Raw genomic sequence first — 23,401 nt, forward strand, 5'->3', positions numbered from 1 at the left:
TTTTCTTACCTGAAAAAAAGAGATAGCCATATTGCAGCTATCTTGTTTGGTTGTTATTCTTCTGTTCGTTAATAAATTCTTGTGGAACCATAAATTCAATATGCTGCTGTAAATTTCTAAATTCACCTGGTAATTGTCCACCATATTCACCATCTATATTCATTTGCATATCATCTGTCGGTGTGACTTTAATATGTTTCGCTTGTGTATAAATAACACTTTTATCATTAAGATGTGCTCCACGTAATGCAGATGTTGCCACACGAATAAAATCAGCCAAATGGCTTTTTAATAAAATAATCACATCAAAATAGCCATCATCTAGCTTAGCATTTGGTGCTAGCTTTTCAAAACCGCCAACAGAGTTTGAATTGGAGATTAAAAAAAGCATGATATCTTCTTCGATCACGCGATCATCTAGTTCAATAATAGTATGCACTGGTTTAATAGATGGCAGCATTTCAATTCCTTTTATGTAATAAGCCAGTTGTCCAATCATTGTCTTTAATTTACTTGGTACATCATATGTTAATTCTGTTAGCTTTCCGCCACCAGCAATATTAATAAAGTATTGATCATTTGCTGCACCAACATCTAAATGCATTGAATTTCCATTAGTAATAACCTCTACAGCTTTCATAATATCAAGTGGGATATGTAATGCACGAGCAAAGTCATTTGTTGTACCTGCTGGAATAATACCTAATTTCGGGCGGTATGGTTTTTCAGCAATTCCATTGACGACTTCATTAATCGTTCCATCTCCACCTGCGGCAATAACGAGATCGTATTTTCTTTCAACAGCAATTCTCGCTGCAATTGTCGCATCCCCTTCAGAGGTTGTTGCATGGGCAGAAGTTTCATAGCCTATCTGTTCTAACTGTTGTAATATCTCAGCTATGTTCTTCTTTATTAGCTCTCGCCCAGCAGTAGGGTTATAAATGATACGTGCTTTTCTCAACTGTGGTACCTCCAATAGCCATATAGCAAGAAGCTGAGACAAAAGTAATGATTACCTAGCCTATTTCCAAACACATATAAAGCGAATATCGGCTACGCTTTATTTACATATGGGTTGGTTTTTCAAACTAAGATCTTCTTTTGTCGCAGCCTCTCTTACTGGCGCTTATCGTTTTTCTATTTCTTCTACAAGAAGCTTATTAACCATTGGTGGGTTTGCTTGTCCTTTAGTCGCTTTCATGACCTGACCAACTAGGAAGCCAAGCGCACGACCTTTACCGTCTTTATAATCATTAATAGATTGTTCATTTTCATCAAGTACTTTACTGATGATTTCACGTAATTGTCCTTCATCAGAAATTTGTACAAGACCTTGTTTCTTCACAAACTCTTCTGGATCTCCGCCATTCTCTACTAATTCGGCAAAAACTTGTTTAGCAATTTTAGATGAGATAGTTCCATCTGCAATTAGCTTAATCATTTTCGCTAAACCTTCTGGAGTAATAGCTAATTCATCAAGTTCCTTTTGATGCTTGTTCATATACCCAGAGATATCACCCATTAACCAGTTAGATGCTTGTTTCACATCTGCGCCAAGGGCAATTGTATCTTGGAAGAAGTCAGATAATGCTTTTGAGCTTGTTAAAACGCCTGCATCATATTCTGGTAAGTTAAGCTCTTCTATATAACGTTTTTTACGTGCATCTGGAAGTTCTGGAATTTCTGCACGAATACGCTCTTTCCATGCATCGTCAATATACACAAGTGGTAAGTCTGGCTCAATAAATGCACGATAATCATCTGAGTCATCTTTCACACGCATTAATGTTGTTTTCTTCGTCTTTTCATCATAACGACGAGTTTCTTGTTGCACTACTCCACCTGATTCTAAAACTTTAGCCTGACGTTTTTCCTCAGATTCTAATGCTAAACGAATATAGTTAAAAGAGTTTAAGTTTTTAATTTCTGTTTTTGTACCAAATTCTTTTTGACCAACTGGACGGATGGAAATATTCCCATCACAACGAAGTGAGCCTTCTTCCATACGACAATCGGAAACGCCTGTATATTGAACAATATTCTTTAGTTTTTCTAAGAAAGCATAAGCTTCTTCAGGCGAATTAATATCTGGCTCTGTTACAATCTCAATTAATGGTGTCCCTTGACGGTTAAAGTCGACAAGTGAACCATTAGCTGTATGCGATAATTTACCTGCATCTTCTTCTAAATGAATACGGTGAATTCCGATGCGTTTTGTCTTACCATCTACTTCAATATCGACCCAACCATTTGCTCCGACTGGCTTATCACCTTGGGAAAGCTGATATGCTTTCGGATTATCAGGATAATAGTAGCTCTTACGCACAAAATTCGGTTCTGTCGCAATTTCACAGTTTAAAGCCATAGATGCTTTCATTGCGTAATTAAGTGCCTCTTCATTAATACGTGGAAGCGTTCCTGGATATGCTAGGTCTACGATACCAATATTTGTATTTGGAGCTGCACCAAATCCGTTCGGGCTGGAGCTAAATACTTTAGCATTTGTTTTTAATTCAACGTGTACTTCTAGTCCTATAATTGTTTCAAAACTCATTTGCTTGCACCCTCCAATACCGGACGTTTTTTATGATGATTTGTTGCTTGTTCATATGCATATGCAGCACGATAAATTGTTGATTCATCAAAATGCTTTCCGATAATTTGTAAGCCAAGTGGCATGCCTTCTTCTGTAAATCCACAAGGTAAAGAGATTCCTGGTACTCCTGCGATATTTACTGGTACCGTTAATAGGTCACCTGCTTCAATTTCTTTTATATTACGATTCTTCTCACCTAATTTAAATGCAGCTGCTGGAGTTGTAGGTCCAACAATTACATCATAGTCAGCAAATACTTTATCGAAATCTTGACGAATTAGCGTTCTTACTTTCTGTGCTTTTTCAAAGTATGCTTCAAAGCTTCCAGCACTTAATATATGTGAGCCTAATAAAATACGGCGTTTTGCTTCCTCACCAAAACCTTCACCACGAGTATGTTTCATCATATCAATCATATTCTCTATATTATCTGATCGATAACCGTAACGCACGCCGTCATAACGTGCTAAAGATGTAGATGCTTCGGCAGCCATAATCATTGAATAAACAGCTGCAGCATATTTCGCATGTGGTAGGGATACTTTATCAATTTTCGCACCAAGAAGTTCATACATTTGTAATGCATTCATAACTGTTTCTTTCACATCAGATGAAATACCTTCCATGAAAAATTCTTCTGGTACCGCAATTTTCATTCCTTTGATATCACCTTTTAATACATCTGTATAAGATGGGATAGAATGACTTGCTGTTGTATGATCCATCTTGTCATGTCCTGCAATAATTTCTAGAATACGTGCATTATCTTCTACATTTTTCGTAATTGGTCCAACAACATCTAAAGATGCTGACATTTGCACGGCACCGTGGCGGGAAACTAAGCCGTAGGTTGGCTTCATTCCAACAACTCCACAATAGGAGGCTGGTTGACGTACAGAACCACCTGTGTCTGTACCTAATGCAAATAATACTTCTCCTGCTGCTACTGCTGCTGCAGAACCACCACTAGATCCACCTGGTATACACTCTGTATTCCATGGATTACGTGTTTTTTGATAATAGGACGTTTCTGTAGTAGATCCCATCGCAAACTCGTCCAAGTTTAATTTGCCAAGCATAATACTTTTTTCATTATTTAATCTTTCTACTACTGTTGCATCATAAAGAGGATCATTAAAGTTTTCTAAAATCTTACTTCCACAGGTTGTGCGAACCCCTTTTGATACAATATTATCTTTAATACCGACTGGGATAGCGAATAACTTCTCACCATTTGAACCAGCTTCATCTAATTCTTTTGCTTTCTGACGAGCATTTTCCTCATCCAAAGTGATAAATGCTTGTACTTGGTCCTCTACCTCATCAATACGTTTATAAGCCATATCAACAACATCTGTTGCTGAAAGCTCTTTTTTATGTAACTTTTCTTCTAATTCTTTAATGGTATATCCCGAAAACGACATGCCAGCTTCCTCCTTAGTCCATTATGGATGGTACTTTAAAATGTCCGTCTTGTTGTTCCGGAGCATTTTGTAATGCTTCTTCTTGCGAAATTGTATATTCAGGCGTATCATCACGCATTACATTTTGTAGAACAATTCCATGGGTTGTTGGCTCAACATCATCAGTATTCACTTCATTTAAAAATTGAGCATATTCAAGTGAAGCGTTTATTTTTTCTGTGTACTTGTCCACTTCTTCTTCTGAGAGTGCTAATCTAACAAGGTCAGCAATTTTGATTACTTGTTCTTTTGATACTTTATCCATTCTCTCACACCTCCAAATACGTTCTAGATGTATATTCCCTATTATTCCTGCTCATAATACACATCTTTGTATTTTTTCTTTCAAAACTATCTACACTATTATCTTCTATAACATCCTTTATCATATCAGAAATGCTATCATATAGGCAAATTTGCGCTTAGTTACTAATAAAAAAACTTTTATTTTTTTGAACATAGAAAGAATATTTTGCCATTTTTTATATTCAAATAATTCAAAAGCAAAAAGAGCCGCAATATCAATCATTGCGACTCTAACATCTTAAAATATGTTATTCATTCACAGAAGTATTCCAAAATACTGCTCCTAAAGGAACTTCTAAACCTTCTACTTTATCTGTAATACCATAAAGTGTATTTCCTCCACCTAAATTAATAATTGGTAGGTAATCCCATGCATATTCCTGTAATTCATCCCACAGCTGATGTGCCTGATCTAAATCGGTAGAACTCTCGATTTCTTTTAACATACCGGTAATTTTTTCATCATTTACTCCACCAGCCCATGTCGGACTCAGCATTAATAATTGCGGCGGTGTACTCGTCATGGAAATTCCCATTACTTCAATATCCCATTCTGCTGTTTTCGATTCCATTTCATCTAAGGTTGGCCAGTCATAAACATCTAGACGTGAGTTAATCCCTACGTTGGTCAACTGTTCATTGACTACGACCCCTATTTGGTACATATATTCATAATCACGTGTTGCCATAATAACTACTTCTTCTCCATCATACCCATAATCCTCAAGCATTTGCTTTGCTTTTTCCGGATCATTGATATTAAAATTCTCATTTCCAGCTGAGCTTGCCCACTCTAAAACATCTTTATGCATATAACTAGAATCTAACCAATAAAAATCTGGACTAGCAAAAGCTGCTAACATAATTTCTTCATAGTCTAAAGCCGTATTGATAATCTTACGGAATTCTTTATCTCCTGCCATACGTTCTACGTTATTTAACTTTAAAATCGTATTAGACCCTGGAACAAGAACTGGTTCTACTCCATCCGTATTTTGTAAAATATCATAGTTATCAGCTGGAATACTATAAGCAAAATCATATTCTCCAGACTGTAAACCTGCTAATCGGGTAGAACTATCTGGTACAAGGTGGAAGTAAATATCTTCTACTAATGCTTCCCGGCGTCCCCATAGTCCATCTGGCTCTTCATCACGCATTTGATAATCATCATATTTCGTTAAATGAATAAATGCATCTGTTCTCCATTCCTCTAATTTGAATGGCCCTGTACCAATAATTTCGTCCACACCCTCTGCTGGTGCATTTTCAACAATTTCTTTCGGCATAATTGCTGGTGCATTTTTTGAGGTTGCCATCGTGTCAATAGTTAATGCCGAAGGAGTAGCTAATTCTAAATGAACCGTATAATCACCATCTGCAGTCCATTCTGCACCATCAAAAATAGATCCAGATAAATTCGTTACCTCTAACCAACGCTTCATCGAAGCAATAACATCTTCTGAAGTCATTTCTTCTCCATTGTGAAATTTAATGCCTTCTCTTAAATGGAAGGTATAACTTTTACTATCCTCACTAACTTCATAGGATTCTGCCAACATTGGTTGTGGCTTCAATTCTGCATCTGTTGTTATTAAACTCTCAAAAATTAAACGGGATACATCACGTGTAGCTGTCGCTGAGTTTTTTGGTTGGTCTAATGTCGGCGGTGTTGCATCCAGTGCAATATTTAGCACGGATTTCTTTTTTGTTTCTTCCTCTTCATTATCCTCGTTGTCTTCATTAGCTGTCTGACCATCGCCACCTGAGCTATTATTATTTGAATCATTACTACATCCAACAATTACAATAAGGGCTAAAAACATAATTAATATAAGTTTCCATGTTGATTTTGGTAAATTCATAAAAATCCCCTTCCTAAAAATAGGCTTTTTTTATCTCATCTTACAACTACTAATAAAATCCCCCTTAATTAATCTCCCCCTCAAAGGTCAATATTTTGAAATAGATGAAGTTCATTTCTCTATCACATTTTTATTAGAACTCATCTCTTAAAACACGATAGATATAACGATTATTCAATTTCAAAAAAATATTTCCGAATAAGATTAGTATGAAATAAATGCTAAAACAAATTATTTATATATGAATAATTATTCACTTATTTTTATAATTATACTTTCATTTACTTTTATGTCAATAGTAAATTTGAAAATATAAAGCCTAAATATTTTCCTCTAAGTAAAAAAGAATAGCGAAGATGAGAGACATGCTTTCTATCCCCCTATCCCCGCTATTCATTAATGCTAACGAAGCTTCATTTACCCTGTAAAATACGCATTCCAGAAAACTCATAAACATAAAATAACAAGATCCCAAATGGAGGTCTTACTTTCATTTGGGATCTTGTTCTATACATGATTAATGAAAGACATGAACAGTTGGTTCTTCTTGGCCTGCTTCTCGATAAATAAAGCTTTCAACCTGATTACTTGATGTTATTTTTATCTCCAGGTCGAAGCTATCAGAGAAATTTTTCAGAACAACGCCATAAACATATTGCGTAAAACCAATAATCTCTCCTGCACTATAAAATTCGAGTGGGATTTCTATCGTTAATTTTCTTAAATTATCATCAACATAAAAACCTTGCCCAATATAACCTACATAATTTGGAAAGTACTCTGCAATATCTTGCCCAAAGCTCTGTAACACTTCCGAATCATCTACATGATCTTCTTTCGCTTCATCGGATGGGAATAAAACATTTTTCTCGTTTACATCTTCCCAGCCTTCTATTTGGTTTTCATTTCCAGAAACGGTTGTCATTGCGATAAAATTACCTGGTATTGGCGAACCTTGCTCCTGTTCTTTATACAAGGCAATCATAATTGGTATGTTCTCTAATCCTTCCATTGCCCGAACACGTTCCAAAACAGTTTGGGCAATCTCTTTCCCTTGACTCATTACTTCATTATCTGGAAGTTTTTCATATAAATAAGGACCGCCTGTCTCTGTTTGAAAGCGATATACAGATTTTAATGCAATTGCTAATGAAATTCCCCGTAAGGTAATCGAATCATCATCTTTTTTCTCTAGAAAGTTATGTTCAAGGATGTGTGATACATACCGTGGATTACCTCTTTGCTCATCTTCATCTTGATTATTTTCAATCGGTGGATTCAATCCTGCTTGTAACTCTGCACGAATAGCATCTTCATTCACTGTTCTTTGCTCTCGTTTTAGCCTAGAAATTTCATTATCTACTGCTTGTTCTAACTGTTCTTCTGTGAGCTGTCTTCCTAACCATTGGTAAATTAAGGATTCTCCTAAATTTTGCCCTTCTTCAAAATAGTACTGTTCTGGGTCAAATACACTTGTTGATAAACGACGCAGCCCTGTTTCTATCTCGTTAATATCCATTCGGTTTGTCATTTGATTAACGATGACACCACGTGCCCGACTTGGACGATATGGTAAAATCATGCGATAATTTTCTTCTGACAACTTATAGTTAGGGACAATAGAAACTTCCTGGTCTGTGCCATCTTCTGTTTGTAAAATATCATTTTCAGGTTTCTGTATACAGCTTGTAAGCATCAGGAGTGCGCCAAGTAGCAATATACATATCTTCTTTTTCAATTTATCTCCACTCCATTTGTTACTCGTTTTCTATTTCTTCTAAAGCATTCCTTAAGTCTGTTTCATCCCAAATTGTGATTCCAAGTTGCACAGCTTTATCATATTTCGATCCTGCTGCTTCCCCTGCGATAACAATATCTGTCTTCTTACTTACACTTCCTGTTACACTGCCTCCAAGTTCTTCAATAAGCTGCTTTGCTTCAGGTCGTGTGTAAATTTCCATTTTACCAGTAAGTACGATTGTTTTTCCAGCAAATGGTGATTCTATTTTTTCCGTCGCTTGCTTAGGCCCTGTGTAAACCATATTTACTCCTAATTGCTGCAGGTCATCTACTAATGCAATAACCTTTTCTTCTGCAAAAAATTGAATGACGGATTCAGCCATCTTATCGCCAATTTCATCAATGCTTACTAAATCTTCATAGGTTGCTTTCTGTAAGGCTTCTATACTTTCAAAACGCATTGCTAAAATCCTAGCTGCCTTTGCTCCAATATGCCGGATACCTAGGCCAAATAATAAACGCTCTAATGAATTTTGCTTGGAAGCTTGGATTGCATTCAATAAATTATTAGCAGATTTCTCTCCCATTCTCTCTAATTCAACTAGCTGCTCCTGTGTTAAGCGATACAAATCAGCAAATGTCTTTACTAAGCTCTCGTTGAATAACTGTTCTACAACTTTTTCCCCTAATCCATCTATATTCATTGCATTACGAGAAACAAAATGAATTAAGCCCTCTACTAATTGAGCAGGGCAATTTGGATTAATACAGCGTAAAGCTACCTCGTCGTCGATTCGAACAAGCTCACTATCACATGCCGGACAATGCGTTGGCATATGAATCTCTTGCTCTTCTCCCGTACGCTTCTCCTCTACTACACGCATGACTTTAGGAATGATATCTCCAGCTTTCTGAATAACCACTGTATCTCCCAATCTGAAATCATGCTCACGGATAAAGTCTTCATTATGAAGTGTTGCGCGCTGCACAGTTGATCCATCAACAAGTACTGGTTCAAGAATAGCTGTTGGTGTAATTACCCCCGTACGTCCTACACTTAATTCTACATCATGTAAAATAGTAATCGCTTCTTGAGCTGGGAATTTATGAGCAATTGCCCATCTTGGATTTCGTGCAGTGAATCCCAATGCTTCTTGTTGAGCTAAATTATCCACTTTAATAACAATTCCATCAATATCATAAGCTAAATTTGGACGCTCTGTTGTCCAATAGCTAACATAATCGATCACTTCTTCAATCGTGGAACAGGCTTTCCAATGGGGATTGACCTTAAAGCCTTGTTCTTGCATATACGTTAAATGTTCACTATGTGTAGCTAATTCTGGCCCTTGCCATTCTCCATAGCCATACAAGAATAAATCTAAATTACGACTTGCAGCAATTCTCGGGTCTAGCTGTCTGAGCGAGCCAGCCGCTGCATTTCTCGGATTAGCAAACAAGCTTTGCTCATCTGCTTTTCGTTGTTCATTGAGTTTTAGAAAAGAAGCTTGTGGCATAAACGCTTCTCCTCGAACTTCAATTCTCCCACGTTCTTTAATCGTTAGAGGCAGACTTCGGATTGTCCGTAAGTTTAACGTAATATCCTCGCCAATCGTTCCATCCCCTCGTGTTGCACCACGTACAAATTTTCCATCTTCATATATTAGTGAAATAGCTAAACCGTCAATTTTTAATTCACAAATATATGTGACATCTTCTCCCACTTGCTGGACAACTCGACGATGGAAAGATCGCAGATTATCTTCATTAAAAGCATTGTCCAGGCTTAACATTGGCACTAGATGCTCTACTTTTGTAAACGTTTCTCTTGGTGTTACTCCTACTCTTTGCGTCGGTGAATCTGCTGTAATTAATTCAGGGAAATTAGCTTCTATTTCTTTTAATTCGTTCATTTTCTTATCATATTCTGCATCTGGTACAGACGGATTGTCTAAAACGTAATACTCATACTCATACTTGGTTAATAGTTCTGTTAATTCCTCTATTTTCAGTCTTGCTTCTTGAATATCCATGGGGAGAAACACCTCCTATTGCTTTGTAATGGGTGCAAATTTAGCTAATAACCGCTTAATACCAGTTGGTGCAGGGAATGCGATATCTAACTCCATATCGTCACCGTCCCCTTTCACTCGGACAACGGTACCTACTCCCCATACATTATGTTTTACTTTATCTCCTGGATTCCATGCTTTTGTTTCTGCTCCTGATGCTGATTCTATTTTTCTTGATTTACGCTTTACGACTGGTTTCGTTTTTTCCAATGTTTGATTGTAAAATCCAGAGCTTGTTGTTTCTTGCTTTTCTATGCCTTCTAGCAAATCTTCCGGAATTTCACGGATAAAACGGCTAATTGGATTGTAATTGGTACGTCCATAGATTGTCCGCATTTTCGCATGTGTTATGTAAAGCTCTCGCTCTGCTCGTGTAATTCCCACATAGGCAAGACGACGTTCTTCTTCCATTTCTTCATCATCCATTAAGGAGCGACTATGCGGAAATACATTTTCTTCCATTCCAATTAAGAAAACAACCGGAAATTCTAACCCTTTTGCCGCATGTAAAGTCATCAATGTGATTTTATCCTGATTGTCTGGGTCTTCTTCATCTACTGCATCGATATCAGCAATTAATGCTAAGTCCGTTAAAAAAGCAATTAATGTTTTATCTTCTTCATTGGCTTTTTCAAAATTGCTCGTTACCGTCTTAAATTCTTCTAAGTTTTCCAAGCGGCTATCTGCTTCAAGTGACTGCTCATTAACTAGCATTTCTTCATATCCAGAACGCTCTAGCACCTCATCAACCATATCTGTCGCTGATAAAAACTCTTGTTGCTTACGAAGCGAATCAATCAGCATATTGAATTTAGCCAATGCTTCTGCCGCCCTTCTCGGCACTCCAGTAAAATCAACTTCTTTTACTGCTTCATATAAGGAAATATCATGTGCAACTGCATAAGCACGTAATCGGTCAATGGATGTTTTTCCTATCCCACGTTTCGGTTCATTTGCTACACGCTCATAGCTTAAATCATCATTAGGATTAGTAATCAAACGTAAATAAGATACTAAATCTTTAATTTCCTTGCGCTCATAGAACTTCATCCCACCAACCATTTGATAATCAATTCCTGACTTTATCAATGTATCCTCTACTGCACGGGATTGAGCATTTGTGCGGTACAGCACAGCAATTTCATTAGGCTGATATTTCTTTTGACGAATAAGCTCTTGAATGGTTTCAGCAATAAAATAAGCTTCATCTCTCTCTGTTTCTCCTTGATAGTACTGAATCTTATTCCCTTGCTTATTTTCAGTCCATAAATTCTTTGGCTTACGTCCTTTATTATGGTCAATGACTTCATTTGCAGCAGATAGAATTGATTTTGTTGAACGGTAATTTTGTTCAAGCAAAATAACTGTTGCTTGCGGATAATCCTTCTCAAACGTCAATATATTAGCGATATTTGCACCACGCCAGCGATAAATAGATTGATCTGAATCTCCAACTACACAGAGATTTTGGTATTTTTTCGCAAGTTGCTTTACTAAGTAATATTGCGCATGATTCGTATCTTGATACTCATCTACATGAATATATTGAAATCTTCTTTGATAATATTGTAAAACCTCAGGAACACGATCAAATAATTGAATAGTCTTCATAATCAAATCATCAAAATCCATTGATTGATTCTTTAACAGCAATTTCTGATAAGCTTCATAAATTTGTGCGACTTGGCGATCATAAAAGTTTCCAACCGTTTCACTGAATTCCTCTGGTGTAATTAGTTCGTTTTTTGCACTACTAATCTGCCCTAACATCGCACGAGGGTCAAAGTTTTTCGGATCTATATTTAAATTTCTTAAGACTTGTTTTATGACTGTTAATTGATCACTACTATCTAAAATCGTGAAGTTACGATCCATCCCAATTCGATCAATATCTCGACGAAGGATGCGCACACACATGGAATGAAAGGTAGATACCCAAATTTGATCCCCTTCAGGTCCAATTAATTTATTTACACGCTCTTTCATTTCCCTTGCTGCTTTATTTGTAAAAGTAATCGCTAAAATATTGCGAGAACCTACTTCTTTTTCTGTTAATAAATAGGCGATTCGGTGTGTAAGTACTCTTGTCTTCCCACTACCTGCTCCTGCCATGATAAGCAAGGGCCCTTCTGTATGTTGTACAGCTTCACGCTGTTCTTTATTTAAACCACTGAGTAAGCCATCCTTTGTTTGACTCACTAGTTACACCACCTTATTTTCATTATTTTACCGCAGTAACTGTTTCTAATGCCTTCACAAAATCATCATAGATAATGTTCCCAACAATAATCACGTCGGCATGCTTCTTCATTTCCCGTGCCTTATCATGATTAACAATTCCACCGCCATAAAATAATAATGTTTGCTTTAATTCAGCCTTTACTTGTGCTACAAGTTCCGGATCTCCATACATTCCACTATATTCTATATAAAAAATCGGCAAGCTAAAGAAATGCTCTGCCATGTAGGCATATGCTATTACATCCTCTTGATCAGGGCGTTTGCAATTTGTCTTTTTAAACGCTTTACAATCCTCATTTAGGATACAATATCCTTCAACAAGCAATGGAAGTCCCCAGTCTAGAAATGGCTTATAATGCTTAATTGCTTTATGTTGAATATCCATCATCCATTTCTTTTCTGTACTATTCATAACCATTGGAATGAAATAATAATCGAAGCCAGGTACAATAGCATCCATTGTGGACACCTCAAGTAAACAAGGTAACGCATATGCTTGAACCTTTTCAAGTAAGCTCTCTACCTTGTCATATGTCACACCATCTGTACCACCTATGATTATTGCATCTGTTCCTGATTGACATAATTGATCTATCTCATCATCAGATAATTCTTTCGCAGGATCAAGCTTAAAAATATGCTTCCAAGATTTCATCATTGGCTCCAATTGAACTTTCCTCCATCATTTATTTCCATTCTATTATTATAACAGAAAAACAACTAATATTTTTTAAAATGCAATCTGAAAATCGCCACTGTATCTATGTACAGTGGCGACATTAAAAAATAATTATATTTTCTTTTTCAGGTGTTATTTTGCATCCGGCAAGCGCCCTAATACAAGCTCATATCCACCGCTACCATAATCAATACATCTGCGCACTCGGGAAATTGTTGCAGTAGAGGCCTTCGTTTCTTTTTCGATATCATTGTATGTACGACCTTCTGTTAACAATTTAGCCACTTGAAATCGCTGTTTTAATGAATTAATTTCATTCATTGTTGCCAAGTCATCAAAAAACTTATAGCAATCTTCTCTTGTCTCTAAAGATAAAATAGCATCAAATAATTGGTCTAATTGTTCATCACGTAGCTTATCAATTTGCAAAACGAACGCCTCCTATTATTTTTAATACGTGTTCAAAAAGGACGATAAAAAGCACCAAGTAGTTCAAGGTGACATCATTTTTACGAACGGACTTACGCGTGTGGTGGTGACTTCTGTGTTGTTCTCGTGACGTAGGCGGTTATAACAGAAGTTCCTCTATGCTTTTAAATACGTGAGTATCGTAAAAATGGTATCAACGACTTGCGCGTGTGTGATGACTTCGACGTTCGACACAGGACGCGAGAGGAACTTAGTCGAAGTTCCTCTTTTCGATGTGTCATTTTGTTGGACTTTTTGAACATCCTCTTTTAATTATTTATTTGGACAGATTGATCCATGCCTGGGCTTGTTGGAACAATATTAATCCATGTTTTCCCTGGCGTAAATCCTACTGTTTCTCCATCTTTCACAGGAATAATGTACCCATTTTCATTTTTCCATTCTAATGTCTCTACTTTTCCTTTGCGAATAAGTAATGCATTTCCTCCTGAAGTAATATCAACAGCACGACGCCCCTCATCATCAATAACTTCATGCTCTGTTTCTACAATAAAAATATTATCTGTCAAAATTGGTTCTTCTGTATCTAACTCAATAAATTGTTCTCCTCCCATGTATCGTGTATATTTTTCCAGTGTTTCATCATAACGGTATTCAACAAGATCTCCAGCTGCATTTGAATAGGCGATTTCTACACTTGCGGCTGCTTCTCCAGATATTTCCTCTCCTTCTGCTACAAAAGGAAGTGGGGCTATATCTGTATTGATAGTATATCCTTCTGCTTCAGCCTCATCGTAAACGGCTTTCATTTGCAAATAAGAATTATGTGGTGCTTTACGGAAGGATTCACGTTTAAATAAAACTCCATCATTATCATGGAATCCACCATCAATGTAATCAATACCACGATCTTTAATCATCTGACTGACAAATTTCGCGGCACCATGATGAATATAGATAGCATCATAGCCTTGTGCAAGTTCAAAATAATATTCACGTGCACTTCGCACAGGACCTACTACTTCCGGTAAATCACTTTGATAGATAGCAAGAAACCTAGTAATACTTGCTTCAGATAGAATTTCAAAAACGATATCTGCATTCGATAAACCAGTTTGTGGACGTGCTTGAATTTGATTATTAACCATTACACTAATTGGGCGATTAGTAATTTCGCCCTCTACTGGCAAACCAGTTAATGGGGCAATATTTGTTGCTGTTTCTTCGGATTGTTCTGGTTCATTTGATTCATCTGGTTCAGATTCTTCTACTTTGTTTTTAGAACAAGCAGTAAGTAATACTACCATTAGAAGTACTAGTATCGCATATTTTCTTTTCATCAGTACATCTCCTAGTTTTGCATTTTAATCTTCTTCTTTTTATCGTTTTTACAATGATATCACTTTAAAGTACAAAAGTCTTTATTTAATAGAAAAAGTTTATCTTTGTTGTTGGTGTAAAACTACTTTTCGAGATCTCGACATAAGAAATCCGATGAGGGAAGTTTTTATCTCTCATCGGACTTTTGATTAAATTTCTTATCTTAAAAGGTTATTTATAAACTCGATTTACCAATATCTTTACGGTAAAAGAACGCTTCATTAGCATCATATGCTTTTAAATATTCATATACTGCTTCTGACGCTTTTTGTAAATCCTTTCCTACAGAACCAACTAATAGCACGCGTCCTCCATTAGATACGATTCCTTCATTTGTTTGCTTTGTTCCTGCCTGAATAACAAAACAATCTTCTGTATCTTCTACTGCGGGTAAAGGCACCTCTTTATTATAAGTTCCTGGATAACCAGTAGAAGCAAGCACAACACCTAAACATGCTTCCTTCTTCCACTTTAACTTCGGATCATTTCCAGCTACAACATCCTCCATTACTTGAATCAATTCATTTTCAAGTAATGGTAGAACAACCTGTGTTTCTGGATCACCAAAACGAGTATTAAATTCGATTACTTTTGGACCTTCAGCAGTTTGCATTAATCCAGCATATAAAATACCCGTAAATGAACGGCCTTCAGCAACTAAGCCATCAGCTGCTTTTTGTAGAATTTCTTTTGTTGCATAAGCAATAATATCATCTGTAATGTCAGGCACAGGAGCAAAAGCACCCATTCCACCAGTATTTGGTCCTTCATCATTATCATAGGCACGTTTATGATCTCGAGCTGGAGTCATTGGATATACTTGATGGCCATTAACAAATGCCATTAATGAAAATTCGACACCTGCAAGAAATTCTTCAATAACTATTGTCGAACCAGCACTCGCAAAACGTTTCTCCACCATCATGTCATCAATTGCTTGGATTGCGTCTTCCTTTGTTTCGGCAACAACTACTCCTTTACCTTCTGCTAGGCCATCTGCTTTAATTACAATTGGTGCACCTTGTTCTTCGATGTATCTCTTTGCCGCCTCTGCTTCTGTAAATGTTTGATAGGAGGCAGTTGGAATTTGATATTTCTCCATAAAATCTTTAGCAAAGCTCTTACTTCCTTCAAGTAAAGCAGCTTCCTCTGTTGGTGCAAAAATAGCTAGGCCTTCTTTCGTAAAACGATTAGCAATTCCAGCATTCAATGGATTTTCTGGTCCAACTACAGTGAAATCCACTGCATTTTCTTTAGCAAAGTTTATTAAAGCGTCGATGTCCATTTCATTAATTTCAACACATGTTGCATGTTGTTCCATGCCACCATTTCCAGGTGCTACAAAAATATTCTCAATGCGTTCGCTTTTTTTCAGTTGCATAACGATTGCATGCTCGCGGCCACCGCGGCCAACTACAAGTACATTCATCTTCTAAAACACCCTTTTTTTGATTGATAAGAGCAATTCGCTCCGGAAAAATTCTTACAAACTTTTATTAGTTATGTATTCAGCTTATCCTACTGTGAAAAAAGGGCTTATCGAATTTCGACAAGCCTTTCCCATAAAAAATCAATGTTTGAAATGGCGCATTCCTGTATGTACCATTGCAATCCCAGCTTCATTACAAGCGTCAATGGAAGCTTGATCTTGTTTGGATCCACCTGGTTGAATAATTGCTGTCACACCCGCTTTGGCAGCTGCTTCTACGGTATCTGGCATTGGGAAAAATGCATCAGATGCTAGCACGCTACCTTTTGCCTGTTCTCCCGCTTGATTAATTGCAATTTTTGCTGCACCTATACGATTCATCTGTCCAGCACCAATTCCAATGGTCTGATTACCTTTTGCTAAAACAATCGCATTTGATTTCACGTGTTTTACAGCTTTCCAAGCAAATAATAAATCTACTAATTCTTCTTCCGTTGGCTGACGTTTTGTCGAGCAGGTTAATTGTTCTTCTGTAACCTCACCATCATCACTATGCTGGATAAGCACGCCACCTTTTACAGTAACGAATTTATAATAATCTTTATTATCTTTGTCCATTGTTAATTCAAGTAAGCGAATGTTCTTTTTCACAGTCAAAATATCCAATGCTTCTTGTGTGAAGCCTGGTGCAAGCACAATTTCGATAAATAGCTCACTAATTTGAGCAGCAGTTTCTTTGTCCACTTCACGGTTGCAAGCAATAATTCCACCAAAAATAGATATTGGATCTGCATCATAGGCACGCTTAAATGCTGTGCTAATCGATTCACCAGAACCAATTCCACATGGGTTCATATGCTTAACCGCAACAACTGTTGGAGTATCATATTCTGTTACCATTTCTAAAGCTGCATTGGCATCTTGAATATTATTATAGGATAGTTCTTTTCCGTGTAATTGCTTCGCTGTTGCTAAGCTCATACCCTTCTCTTGTGGATCTTTATAAAATGCAGCTTGCTGATGTGGGTTTTCACCATAGCGTAAGGATTGGACCTTTTCATAGGTTACTGTATAAGCTTCTGGGAATTCTTCTTCTGTCACACCCATAAAATAACGCGCAATCATTGCATCATAATTTGCTGTATGACGGAAAACCTTTGCAGCTAATTCCATTCTTTTCTTTTCATCTAGTTTATTAGCTTCTAAATCAGCAAGTACTTGATTATAATCAGTAGGATCTACAACAACTGTAACATCTGCAAAGTTCTTTGCGGATGCGCGCAACATTGTTGGGCCACCAATATCAATGTTTTCAATGATTTCTTCATGTGTTACGTCTGTTTTAGCCAATGTTTCTTTAAACGGATATAAATTTACAACAACCATATCAATTGGATCAATTTCATTTGCTTTTAATTGTTCTACATGACTTGCTTCACTACGCTTTGCAAGTAGTCCACCATGAACTTTTGGATGTAATGTTTTTACACGCCCATCTAAAATTTCTGGGAAACCTGTTACTTCATCTACAGCAATAGCTGGAACGCCAGCATCTTGAAGCAATTTTAATGTTCCTCCGGTAGAAATAATCTCAAAATTTAACTCTACTAATCCTTTAGCAAATTCTTCAATACCTGTTTTATTCGAAACACTGATTAAAGCTCTCTTCGTCATTCAAGCTCTCTCCTCATTTACTTACTTCGTCGTTAATTGTCTAATAACACGCGGATATAATTGATGCTCTACTTGATGGATGCGATTTTTTAACGTATCTAATGTATCGTCTTCTTTCACCAATACTTTTTCCTGAGCAATAATTGGCCCTGTATCAATGCCTTCATCTACATAATGTATCGTAACTCCTGTTTCTTTTACTCCAGCACGAAAAGCATCACCGATCGCATCTTTGCCTGGAAAATCAGGGAGTAAAGAAGGATGGATATTAATAATTCTTCCTTCATATGCATTTAAAAATGTTGGCCCTACAATACGCATATAGCCAGCCAGGAAGACCCATTCGATATTTTCTGCTTGTAGCTTTTCGACAATTTCTTGCTCATAGACTGCCTTTGATTCATATGTCTTCGCATCAAAAACAAATGTCGACACATGAAAGGCTTCGGCTTTTTTGATTACTGTAGCGCCTGGTTTGTCGCATACGAGTAATGTAATATCACAATTTAATTCACCAGCATTCATGATTGCTTCAAAATTACTACCTGTTCCAGAAGCAAACACTGCGGCACGAGCTCTTGTCATGACGTAAACTGCACTCCTTCATTTGTGGTGATCTTTCCAATGATGGAGGCATCTTCCCCATTCTCTTTAAGGATTGCTAGAGCTTCCTCTGCGTCTTCTTCTTTTACAACTACTGCCATTCCAACACCCATGTTGAAAGTGCCATACATATCTTGTTTTGGAATTTCCCCTTTAGCTTGAACAAAGGAAATGATTTCTGGTACTTCCCATGTCCCTTCTGTAATTTCTACACCCAAGCCTTCTGGTAAAATTCTTGGTAAATTCTCATAAAATCCACCACCAGTTATGTGGGAGATCCCGTTAATTGCTACCTTTTCTAAAAGCGCATGGATTGGCTTCACATAAATTTTCGTCGGTGTAAGTAAAAGCTCGCCAAGTGGTTTAGATAATCCATCATATTGCTTCGTTAAATCAAGATCCTCCACAATTTTGCGAACAAGGGAGTAACCATTTGAATGAATTCCACTAGATGGGAGTCCAATCACAACATCTCCTGCTGCTACAGCTTTCCCTGTAATTAATGCCGATTTCTCCGCAATTCCTACTGTAAATCCGGCTAAATCATACTCTTCTTCTGCGTACATTCCAGGCATTTCTGCAGTTTCTCCACCAACTAAAGCGGCTTCCGACTGCACACACCCTTCTGAAACACCTGCAACGATTTGTTCAATAACAGCGGGATTATTCTTTCCACAACCAATATAATCTAAGAAAAATAACGGTTTTGCCCCTTGTGCAACAATGTCATTTACACACATTGCTACTAAATCAATTCCAATTGTGTCATGCTTATCCAGTTCAAATGCTAATTTTAGCTTGGTTCCTACTCCGTCAGTACCTGAGACTAATACGGGCTCTTTGTAGTTTAAAGATGAAAGATCAAATAAACCTGCAAATGAACCTAATCCACCAATTACTTCTGGGCGCATTGTTTTAGCAACATGTTTTTTCATACGTTCAACAGCTTCATAGCCTGCTTCTACATCTACGCCTGCTTTTTTATACATCGACATATTCCATCTCGCTCCTAGTGTATAATAATCTCTTATTTATTTTCATAGAGAAGGGACAATAGTAGTTTTTGAACCATTATCTGCACGTCGTAAATGTACTTCGTTTTATCTACAGATTGTTCATTTTTATACTAACCACTTCTTCTATCACAGCCTCTTCCTTTGTCCCATACTTTCTTTATCCCAATAAGTAAAACGAAGGTTCAGTTGGAGTTGAGAGCTTCAGCTGAACCTAGTCTGTTTTACTTTATAGAGTAAGAAAGTATAAAAATTGCGCAAAGTACTGCTAATTCAAAGCTAGCGTTGTCTAGCTCTTATTCATGCATTTCTGCTAGTTTTTCGCCTTCTTCTGCGGGAAAGTCTCCTTCAAAGCAATGGCAAATTCCTTGATTAATTGTTTCTTCAGTAACGATCGCATTTTCTAATCCTTCTTGACTTAGGAATTCTAAGCTATCTGCACCGATGATTTCTCGGATTTCTTCTATGGAGTGTTTAGCTGCAATTAATTCTTTTTTCGTCGTTACATCTACTCCACAATAGCAGCGATTCTCCATTGGTGGGGATGCAATACGAACATGTACTTCTTTTGCTCCTGCTTCTTTTAATAACCCAACAATACGTCGACAAGTCGTTCCACGAACAATCGAATCATCAATCATCACAACACGCTTCCCATCAACAATTCCACGAACAGGTGATAATTTAATTTTCACCCCTTGCTCCCTAAGTTCTTGTGATGGCTGGATAAATGTACGTCCAACATAACGATTTTTAATAATTCCCATCTCATAAGGAATACCTGATTGCTCTGCATATCCAATAGCAGCAGAAATACTCGAGTCTGGAACCCCTGTTACTACATCCGCTTCAACTGGTGCTTCCTTCGCTAACTCAATTCCTGAACGTTTACGAGCTGCATGGACATTCACTGTATTTAAATCTGTATCTGGACGAGAATAATAAATATATTCCATTGCACAAATTTTACGTGGTTCTCTTAAATTAAATCGAGTTGTTTTAACACCTTCGTCACTAATTGTCACAAGCTCTCCTGGTAAAATCTCACGAACAAAGTTAGCTCCAACAATGTTAAAGGCACAAGTTTCTGATGCTACTACATAAGCATCACCAAGTTTTCCTAAAGAGAGCGGACGAATACCACGAGGATCTAAAGCAATAAATAATTTATCATCTGTTAAGATCATAAATGCATAAGCGCCAACTACCTGCTTTAACGCATCAATAACTGAATCCTCATTAACAGCTCGTCCTTTTCTTTTAATTAAATGAGCAAGTACCTCAGGAGTGGAGTTTGTCTGTAAAATACTTCCCTCTGTCTCTAATTCCTTAATAAGCTCCTGTGTATTTTTAATATTTCCTTTATGTGCTACTGCCATGTTTCCAGAGAAAGAACGGAATAGAAGGGGTTGTACATTATCAACCTCTACCCCATTCTTACTCATATTCAACACATGACCAATTGCCGCATGACCTGGAAATTTTGAAAAATCAACTCGTTTAAATACATCATTAACTAACCCAGTATCTTTATGAAGTTTTAATGTTTTTCCATCATTAACGATTAATCCAGCACCGTCTTGACCACGGTGTTGGAGTGCATGAAGGCCATAATAAGTTATTTCCGCCGCTTTTGGATGTCCCCAAATACCAAACACAATACATTCCTCATTTATTTATCTGATTTTAGTAAAGCTGCTGGGATAGCTTCTTCCCAAAGCTTTCTAAGTTCTTCTACTTGTTCCGAAACAACCAGCTCACTATCTACATTAATATTTAATGCTTGTTCTGCTGTTACACGTCCGATTTCTATTGCTCCTTCTACGAGGGTAGCAAATTTTTCTTTATTCTCTTCTTTTACTGTAACAATAAAACGTGATTGTGATTCACTAAATAATGCTGCTGTTGCGTCACCTGTTAATGTAACTTCTGCTCCAAGATCTTTTGTGACAATAGATTCTACTAAAGTAACAGCAACTCCACCTTCAGCAACATCTTGTGCTGATTCAACAACACCATGCTTAATTGCTTCTAATAATGCCTTTTGACGACTAAATTCTACATCTAGATCAATAGAAGGAGCTTGTCCCTCATATTTATTTAGTAATAAATTTTGTAGCTCACTTCCACCAAACTCGGCTTTCGTCTCACCAATTAAGAAAATTGCGTCTCCTGCTGCTTGGAAAGAGTTTGGCGTAATATGTTCTAGTGATTCATGTAATCCAACCATTCCAATAATTGGTGTTGGGAAGATAGGGACATTATTTGCTTGGTTATACATAGATACATTCCCACTAATTACAGGAAGTCCCATCACCTTACATGCTTCGCTGATACCATCGATACTTTTATCCATTTGCCAGAAAATCTCTTCATTTGTCGGATTACCATAATTTAATCCATCTGTAACTCCTAATGGACGAGCTCCGGAACAAACGATGTTACGTGCTGCTTCTGCAATAGCAATCTTTCCACCAGTTTCTGGATCTAAATAAATATAACGAGAATTACAATCTGCAGTAATTGCAATTGCTTTATCTTGATCACCAATTTGTACTACTGCAGCTCCTGCACCTGGTCCAGCAATGGTATTCCCTCTTGCTTCCGAATCAAATTGCTCATAAATCCATTTCTTGCTAGCAATCGTTGGCTGTTGCAATAATTGCTTTAATGTTTCACCATAATTATCAACTTGAGGTGCATAAGGAGCCATTTCTTGGTAAGGCTTGAAATAAGATGCCTCTTTTGTCGGTAAATAATAAACTGGAGCTTTTTCATCTAAAGCATCAGCTGGAATATTAGCCATTACCTCCCCTTGATGCTTAATGCGAAATACTTGCTCTTCAATTACTTCTCCTACAACACAAGCAAATACATCATGCTTCTTAAAAATATCTAAAATTTCTTGTTCTTGTCCTTTTTTCACTACAAGTAACATACGCTCTTGTGTTTCAGATAACATCATTTCATATGCTGTCATATCTTCTTCTGCTTGAGGAACGAAGTCTAAGTTTAATTCCATTCCTGTGCCTGCCTTGCTTGCCATTTCACTACCTGAAGATGTTAAGCCAGCTGCACCCATATCCTGCATCCCAACTAATGCGTCAGAATGAATAGTTTCTAAGCATGCTTCAATTAAACGTTTCTCTAAAATTGGATCTCCTGCTGCCGGTTTTGCATCTTCATTATCCTTATCATCCGAAGAATGTGTAGCTCCATGAATTCCGTCACGTCCAGTAGCTGCACCTGCATAAATTACTGTATTTCCTACACCAGCTGCAATTCCTTTTTGGATATCATCATGATTTAATAAACCAACAACCATTGCATTTACAAGTGGTGTTCCTTCATAACAATTATCAAATTGAACTTCTCCACCAACAGATGGTACGCCTACTTGATTACCATAATCAGCCATTCCACGAACTACTTCTTTAAATAGATAATTCGTACGTTCTGAACCTAAATTACCAAATCGTAGCGAATTCAATGCTGCTATCGGACGAGCTCCCATCGAAAAGACGTCACGTAGGATTCCACCAATACCTGTTGCTGCACCTTCGTATGGATTAATACGAGATGGGCTATTGTGACTTTCCATTTTGAAAACAACTGCTTGGTTATCTCCAATATCAATAACACCTGCTCCTTCACCAGGACCAACTAATACTTGTGGTGCTTCGTTAGGGAATTTTCTTAATAATGGTTTAGATGATTTATAGCTACAATGTTCTGACCACATAACGGAGAAAATTCCTGTTTCAGTGTAGTTTGGGTGACGGCCCATTACCTCTTTAGCTAATGCATATTCCTCATCTGTTAATCCCATTTCTTTGTACAACTTTTCGCTTTCGATTTGTTCTGGTTTCACGTTTTTCACGCTGGATTTCTCCCTTCTCATTTTCCAAAAA

At 37.2% G+C, this 23,401-nt stretch carries 17 protein-coding genes; all 17 read right to left on the bottom strand.

The window, feature by feature from the left end; all coding sequences use genetic code 11:
- Positions 1–37 precede the first annotated feature (37 nt).
- Positions 38–961: a diacylglycerol kinase gene (locus AB4Y30_RS15475; protein WP_368653077.1), complete on the bottom strand. Its 924-nt coding sequence runs from the start codon at positions 959–961 to the stop codon at positions 38–40.
- A gap of 165 nt (positions 962–1,126) precedes the next feature.
- On the bottom strand, positions 1,127–2,554 hold the full coding sequence (gatB, locus tag AB4Y30_RS15480) for an Asp-tRNA(Asn)/Glu-tRNA(Gln) amidotransferase subunit GatB (RefSeq protein ID WP_368653078.1): 1,428 nt from the start codon (positions 2,552–2,554) through the stop codon (positions 1,127–1,129).
- Positions 2,551–4,020 carry an Asp-tRNA(Asn)/Glu-tRNA(Gln) amidotransferase subunit GatA gene (gene gatA, locus AB4Y30_RS15485; RefSeq protein WP_368653079.1) on the bottom strand — a complete coding sequence of 490 codons (1,470 nt, stop codon included), beginning with the start codon at positions 4,018–4,020 and terminating at the stop codon, positions 2,551–2,553. Before gatA ends, gatB begins: the two co-directional genes overlap by 4 nt.
- 13 nt (positions 4,021–4,033) lie before the next feature.
- Positions 4,034–4,324, bottom strand: a complete 291-nt coding sequence (gene gatC / locus AB4Y30_RS15490; protein ID WP_368653080.1) for an Asp-tRNA(Asn)/Glu-tRNA(Gln) amidotransferase subunit GatC — start codon at positions 4,322–4,324, stop codon at positions 4,034–4,036.
- A 289-nt stretch (positions 4,325–4,613) separates the two neighbouring features.
- Complete coding sequence (locus AB4Y30_RS15495) at positions 4,614–6,230, bottom strand: ABC transporter substrate-binding protein (protein WP_368653081.1); 1,617 nt, start codon at positions 6,228–6,230, stop codon at positions 4,614–4,616.
- A gap of 517 nt (positions 6,231–6,747) precedes the next feature.
- On the bottom strand, positions 6,748–7,968 hold the full coding sequence (locus AB4Y30_RS15500; protein ID WP_368653082.1) for a CamS family sex pheromone protein: 1,221 nt from the start codon (positions 7,966–7,968) through the stop codon (positions 6,748–6,750).
- Between the two features lie 19 nt (positions 7,969–7,987).
- Entirely contained in the window at positions 7,988–10,003 is a 2,016-nt protein-coding gene (gene ligA, locus AB4Y30_RS15505; protein ID WP_368653083.1) for an NAD-dependent DNA ligase LigA, read from the bottom strand.
- A 15-nt stretch (positions 10,004–10,018) separates the two neighbouring features.
- Positions 10,019–12,241, bottom strand: a complete 2,223-nt coding sequence (gene pcrA, locus AB4Y30_RS15510; RefSeq protein ID WP_368653084.1) for a DNA helicase PcrA — start codon at positions 12,239–12,241, stop codon at positions 10,019–10,021.
- 22 nt (positions 12,242–12,263) lie between these two features.
- On the bottom strand, positions 12,264–12,938 hold the full coding sequence (locus AB4Y30_RS15515) for a heptaprenylglyceryl phosphate synthase (protein WP_368655240.1): 675 nt from the start codon (positions 12,936–12,938) through the stop codon (positions 12,264–12,266).
- 156 nt (positions 12,939–13,094) lie between these two features.
- Positions 13,095–13,391: a YerC/YecD family TrpR-related protein gene (locus tag AB4Y30_RS15520; RefSeq protein WP_368653085.1), complete on the bottom strand. Its 297-nt coding sequence runs from the start codon at positions 13,389–13,391 to the stop codon at positions 13,095–13,097.
- A 308-nt stretch (positions 13,392–13,699) separates the two neighbouring features.
- Positions 13,700–14,731 (bottom strand): DUF3048 domain-containing protein, encoded by a 1,032-nt coding sequence (locus AB4Y30_RS15525; protein WP_368653086.1) that lies wholly within the window; start codon positions 14,729–14,731, stop codon positions 13,700–13,702.
- 215 nt (positions 14,732–14,946) lie between these two features.
- Positions 14,947–16,200 carry a phosphoribosylamine--glycine ligase gene (gene purD, locus AB4Y30_RS15530; RefSeq protein ID WP_368653087.1) on the bottom strand — a complete coding sequence of 418 codons (1,254 nt, stop codon included), beginning with the start codon at positions 16,198–16,200 and terminating at the stop codon, positions 14,947–14,949.
- A 141-nt stretch (positions 16,201–16,341) separates the two neighbouring features.
- The gene (gene purH / locus AB4Y30_RS15535; RefSeq protein ID WP_368653088.1) at positions 16,342–17,874 is read right to left on the bottom strand and encodes a bifunctional phosphoribosylaminoimidazolecarboxamide formyltransferase/IMP cyclohydrolase; all 1,533 of its coding nucleotides are present in this window, start codon (positions 17,872–17,874) and stop codon (positions 16,342–16,344) included.
- A gap of 21 nt (positions 17,875–17,895) precedes the next feature.
- Positions 17,896–18,459 (bottom strand): phosphoribosylglycinamide formyltransferase, encoded by a 564-nt coding sequence (purN, locus tag AB4Y30_RS15540; protein WP_368653089.1) that lies wholly within the window; start codon positions 18,457–18,459, stop codon positions 17,896–17,898.
- Positions 18,456–19,472, bottom strand: coding sequence for a phosphoribosylformylglycinamidine cyclo-ligase (gene purM, locus AB4Y30_RS15545; RefSeq protein ID WP_368653090.1), 1,017 nt, complete (start codon positions 19,470–19,472; stop codon positions 18,456–18,458). The genes purN and purM overlap by 4 nt, the downstream gene beginning before the upstream one ends.
- Before the next feature lie 314 nt (positions 19,473–19,786).
- Positions 19,787–21,166: an amidophosphoribosyltransferase gene (gene purF / locus AB4Y30_RS15550; RefSeq protein WP_368655241.1), complete on the bottom strand. Its 1,380-nt coding sequence runs from the start codon at positions 21,164–21,166 to the stop codon at positions 19,787–19,789.
- On the bottom strand, positions 21,163–23,391 hold the full coding sequence (gene purL, locus AB4Y30_RS15555; protein WP_368653091.1) for a phosphoribosylformylglycinamidine synthase subunit PurL: 2,229 nt from the start codon (positions 23,389–23,391) through the stop codon (positions 21,163–21,165). Before purL ends, purF begins: the two co-directional genes overlap by 4 nt.
- Positions 23,392–23,401: the final 10 nt, after the last annotated feature.

The sequence above is a fragment of the Ornithinibacillus sp. 4-3 genome (assembly GCF_040958695.1).
Classification (GTDB): Bacteria; Bacillota; Bacilli; order Bacillales; family Amphibacillaceae; genus CALAMD01.

Coding starts and splice junctions, on each gene's coding strand:
- gatB (WP_368653078.1), bottom strand. CDS start 2,554: ATGAGTTTTGAAACAATTATAGGACTAGAAGTACACGTTGAATTAAAA.
- gatA (WP_368653079.1), bottom strand. CDS start 4,020: ATGTCGTTTTCGGGATATACCATTAAAGAATTAGAAGAAAAGTTACAT.
- gatC (WP_368653080.1), bottom strand. CDS start 4,324: ATGGATAAAGTATCAAAAGAACAAGTAATCAAAATTGCTGACCTTGTT.
- AB4Y30_RS15495 (WP_368653081.1), bottom strand. CDS start 6,230: ATGAATTTACCAAAATCAACATGGAAACTTATATTAATTATGTTTTTA.
- ligA (WP_368653083.1), bottom strand. CDS start 10,003: ATGGATATTCAAGAAGCAAGACTGAAAATAGAGGAATTAACAGAACTA.
- AB4Y30_RS15515 (WP_368655240.1), bottom strand. CDS start 12,938: ATGAAATCTTGGAAGCATATTTTTAAGCTTGATCCTGCGAAAGAATTA.
- AB4Y30_RS15525 (WP_368653086.1), bottom strand. CDS start 14,731: ATGAAAAGAAAATATGCGATACTAGTACTTCTAATGGTAGTATTACTT.
- purD (WP_368653087.1), bottom strand. CDS start 16,200: ATGAATGTACTTGTAGTTGGCCGCGGTGGCCGCGAGCATGCAATCGTT.
- purH (WP_368653088.1), bottom strand. CDS start 17,874: ATGACGAAGAGAGCTTTAATCAGTGTTTCGAATAAAACAGGTATTGAA.
- purN (WP_368653089.1), bottom strand. CDS start 18,459: ATGACAAGAGCTCGTGCCGCAGTGTTTGCTTCTGGAACAGGTAGTAAT.
- purM (WP_368653090.1), bottom strand. CDS start 19,472: ATGTCGATGTATAAAAAAGCAGGCGTAGATGTAGAAGCAGGCTATGAA.
- purL (WP_368653091.1), bottom strand. CDS start 23,391: ATGAGAAGGGAGAAATCCAGCGTGAAAAACGTGAAACCAGAACAAATC.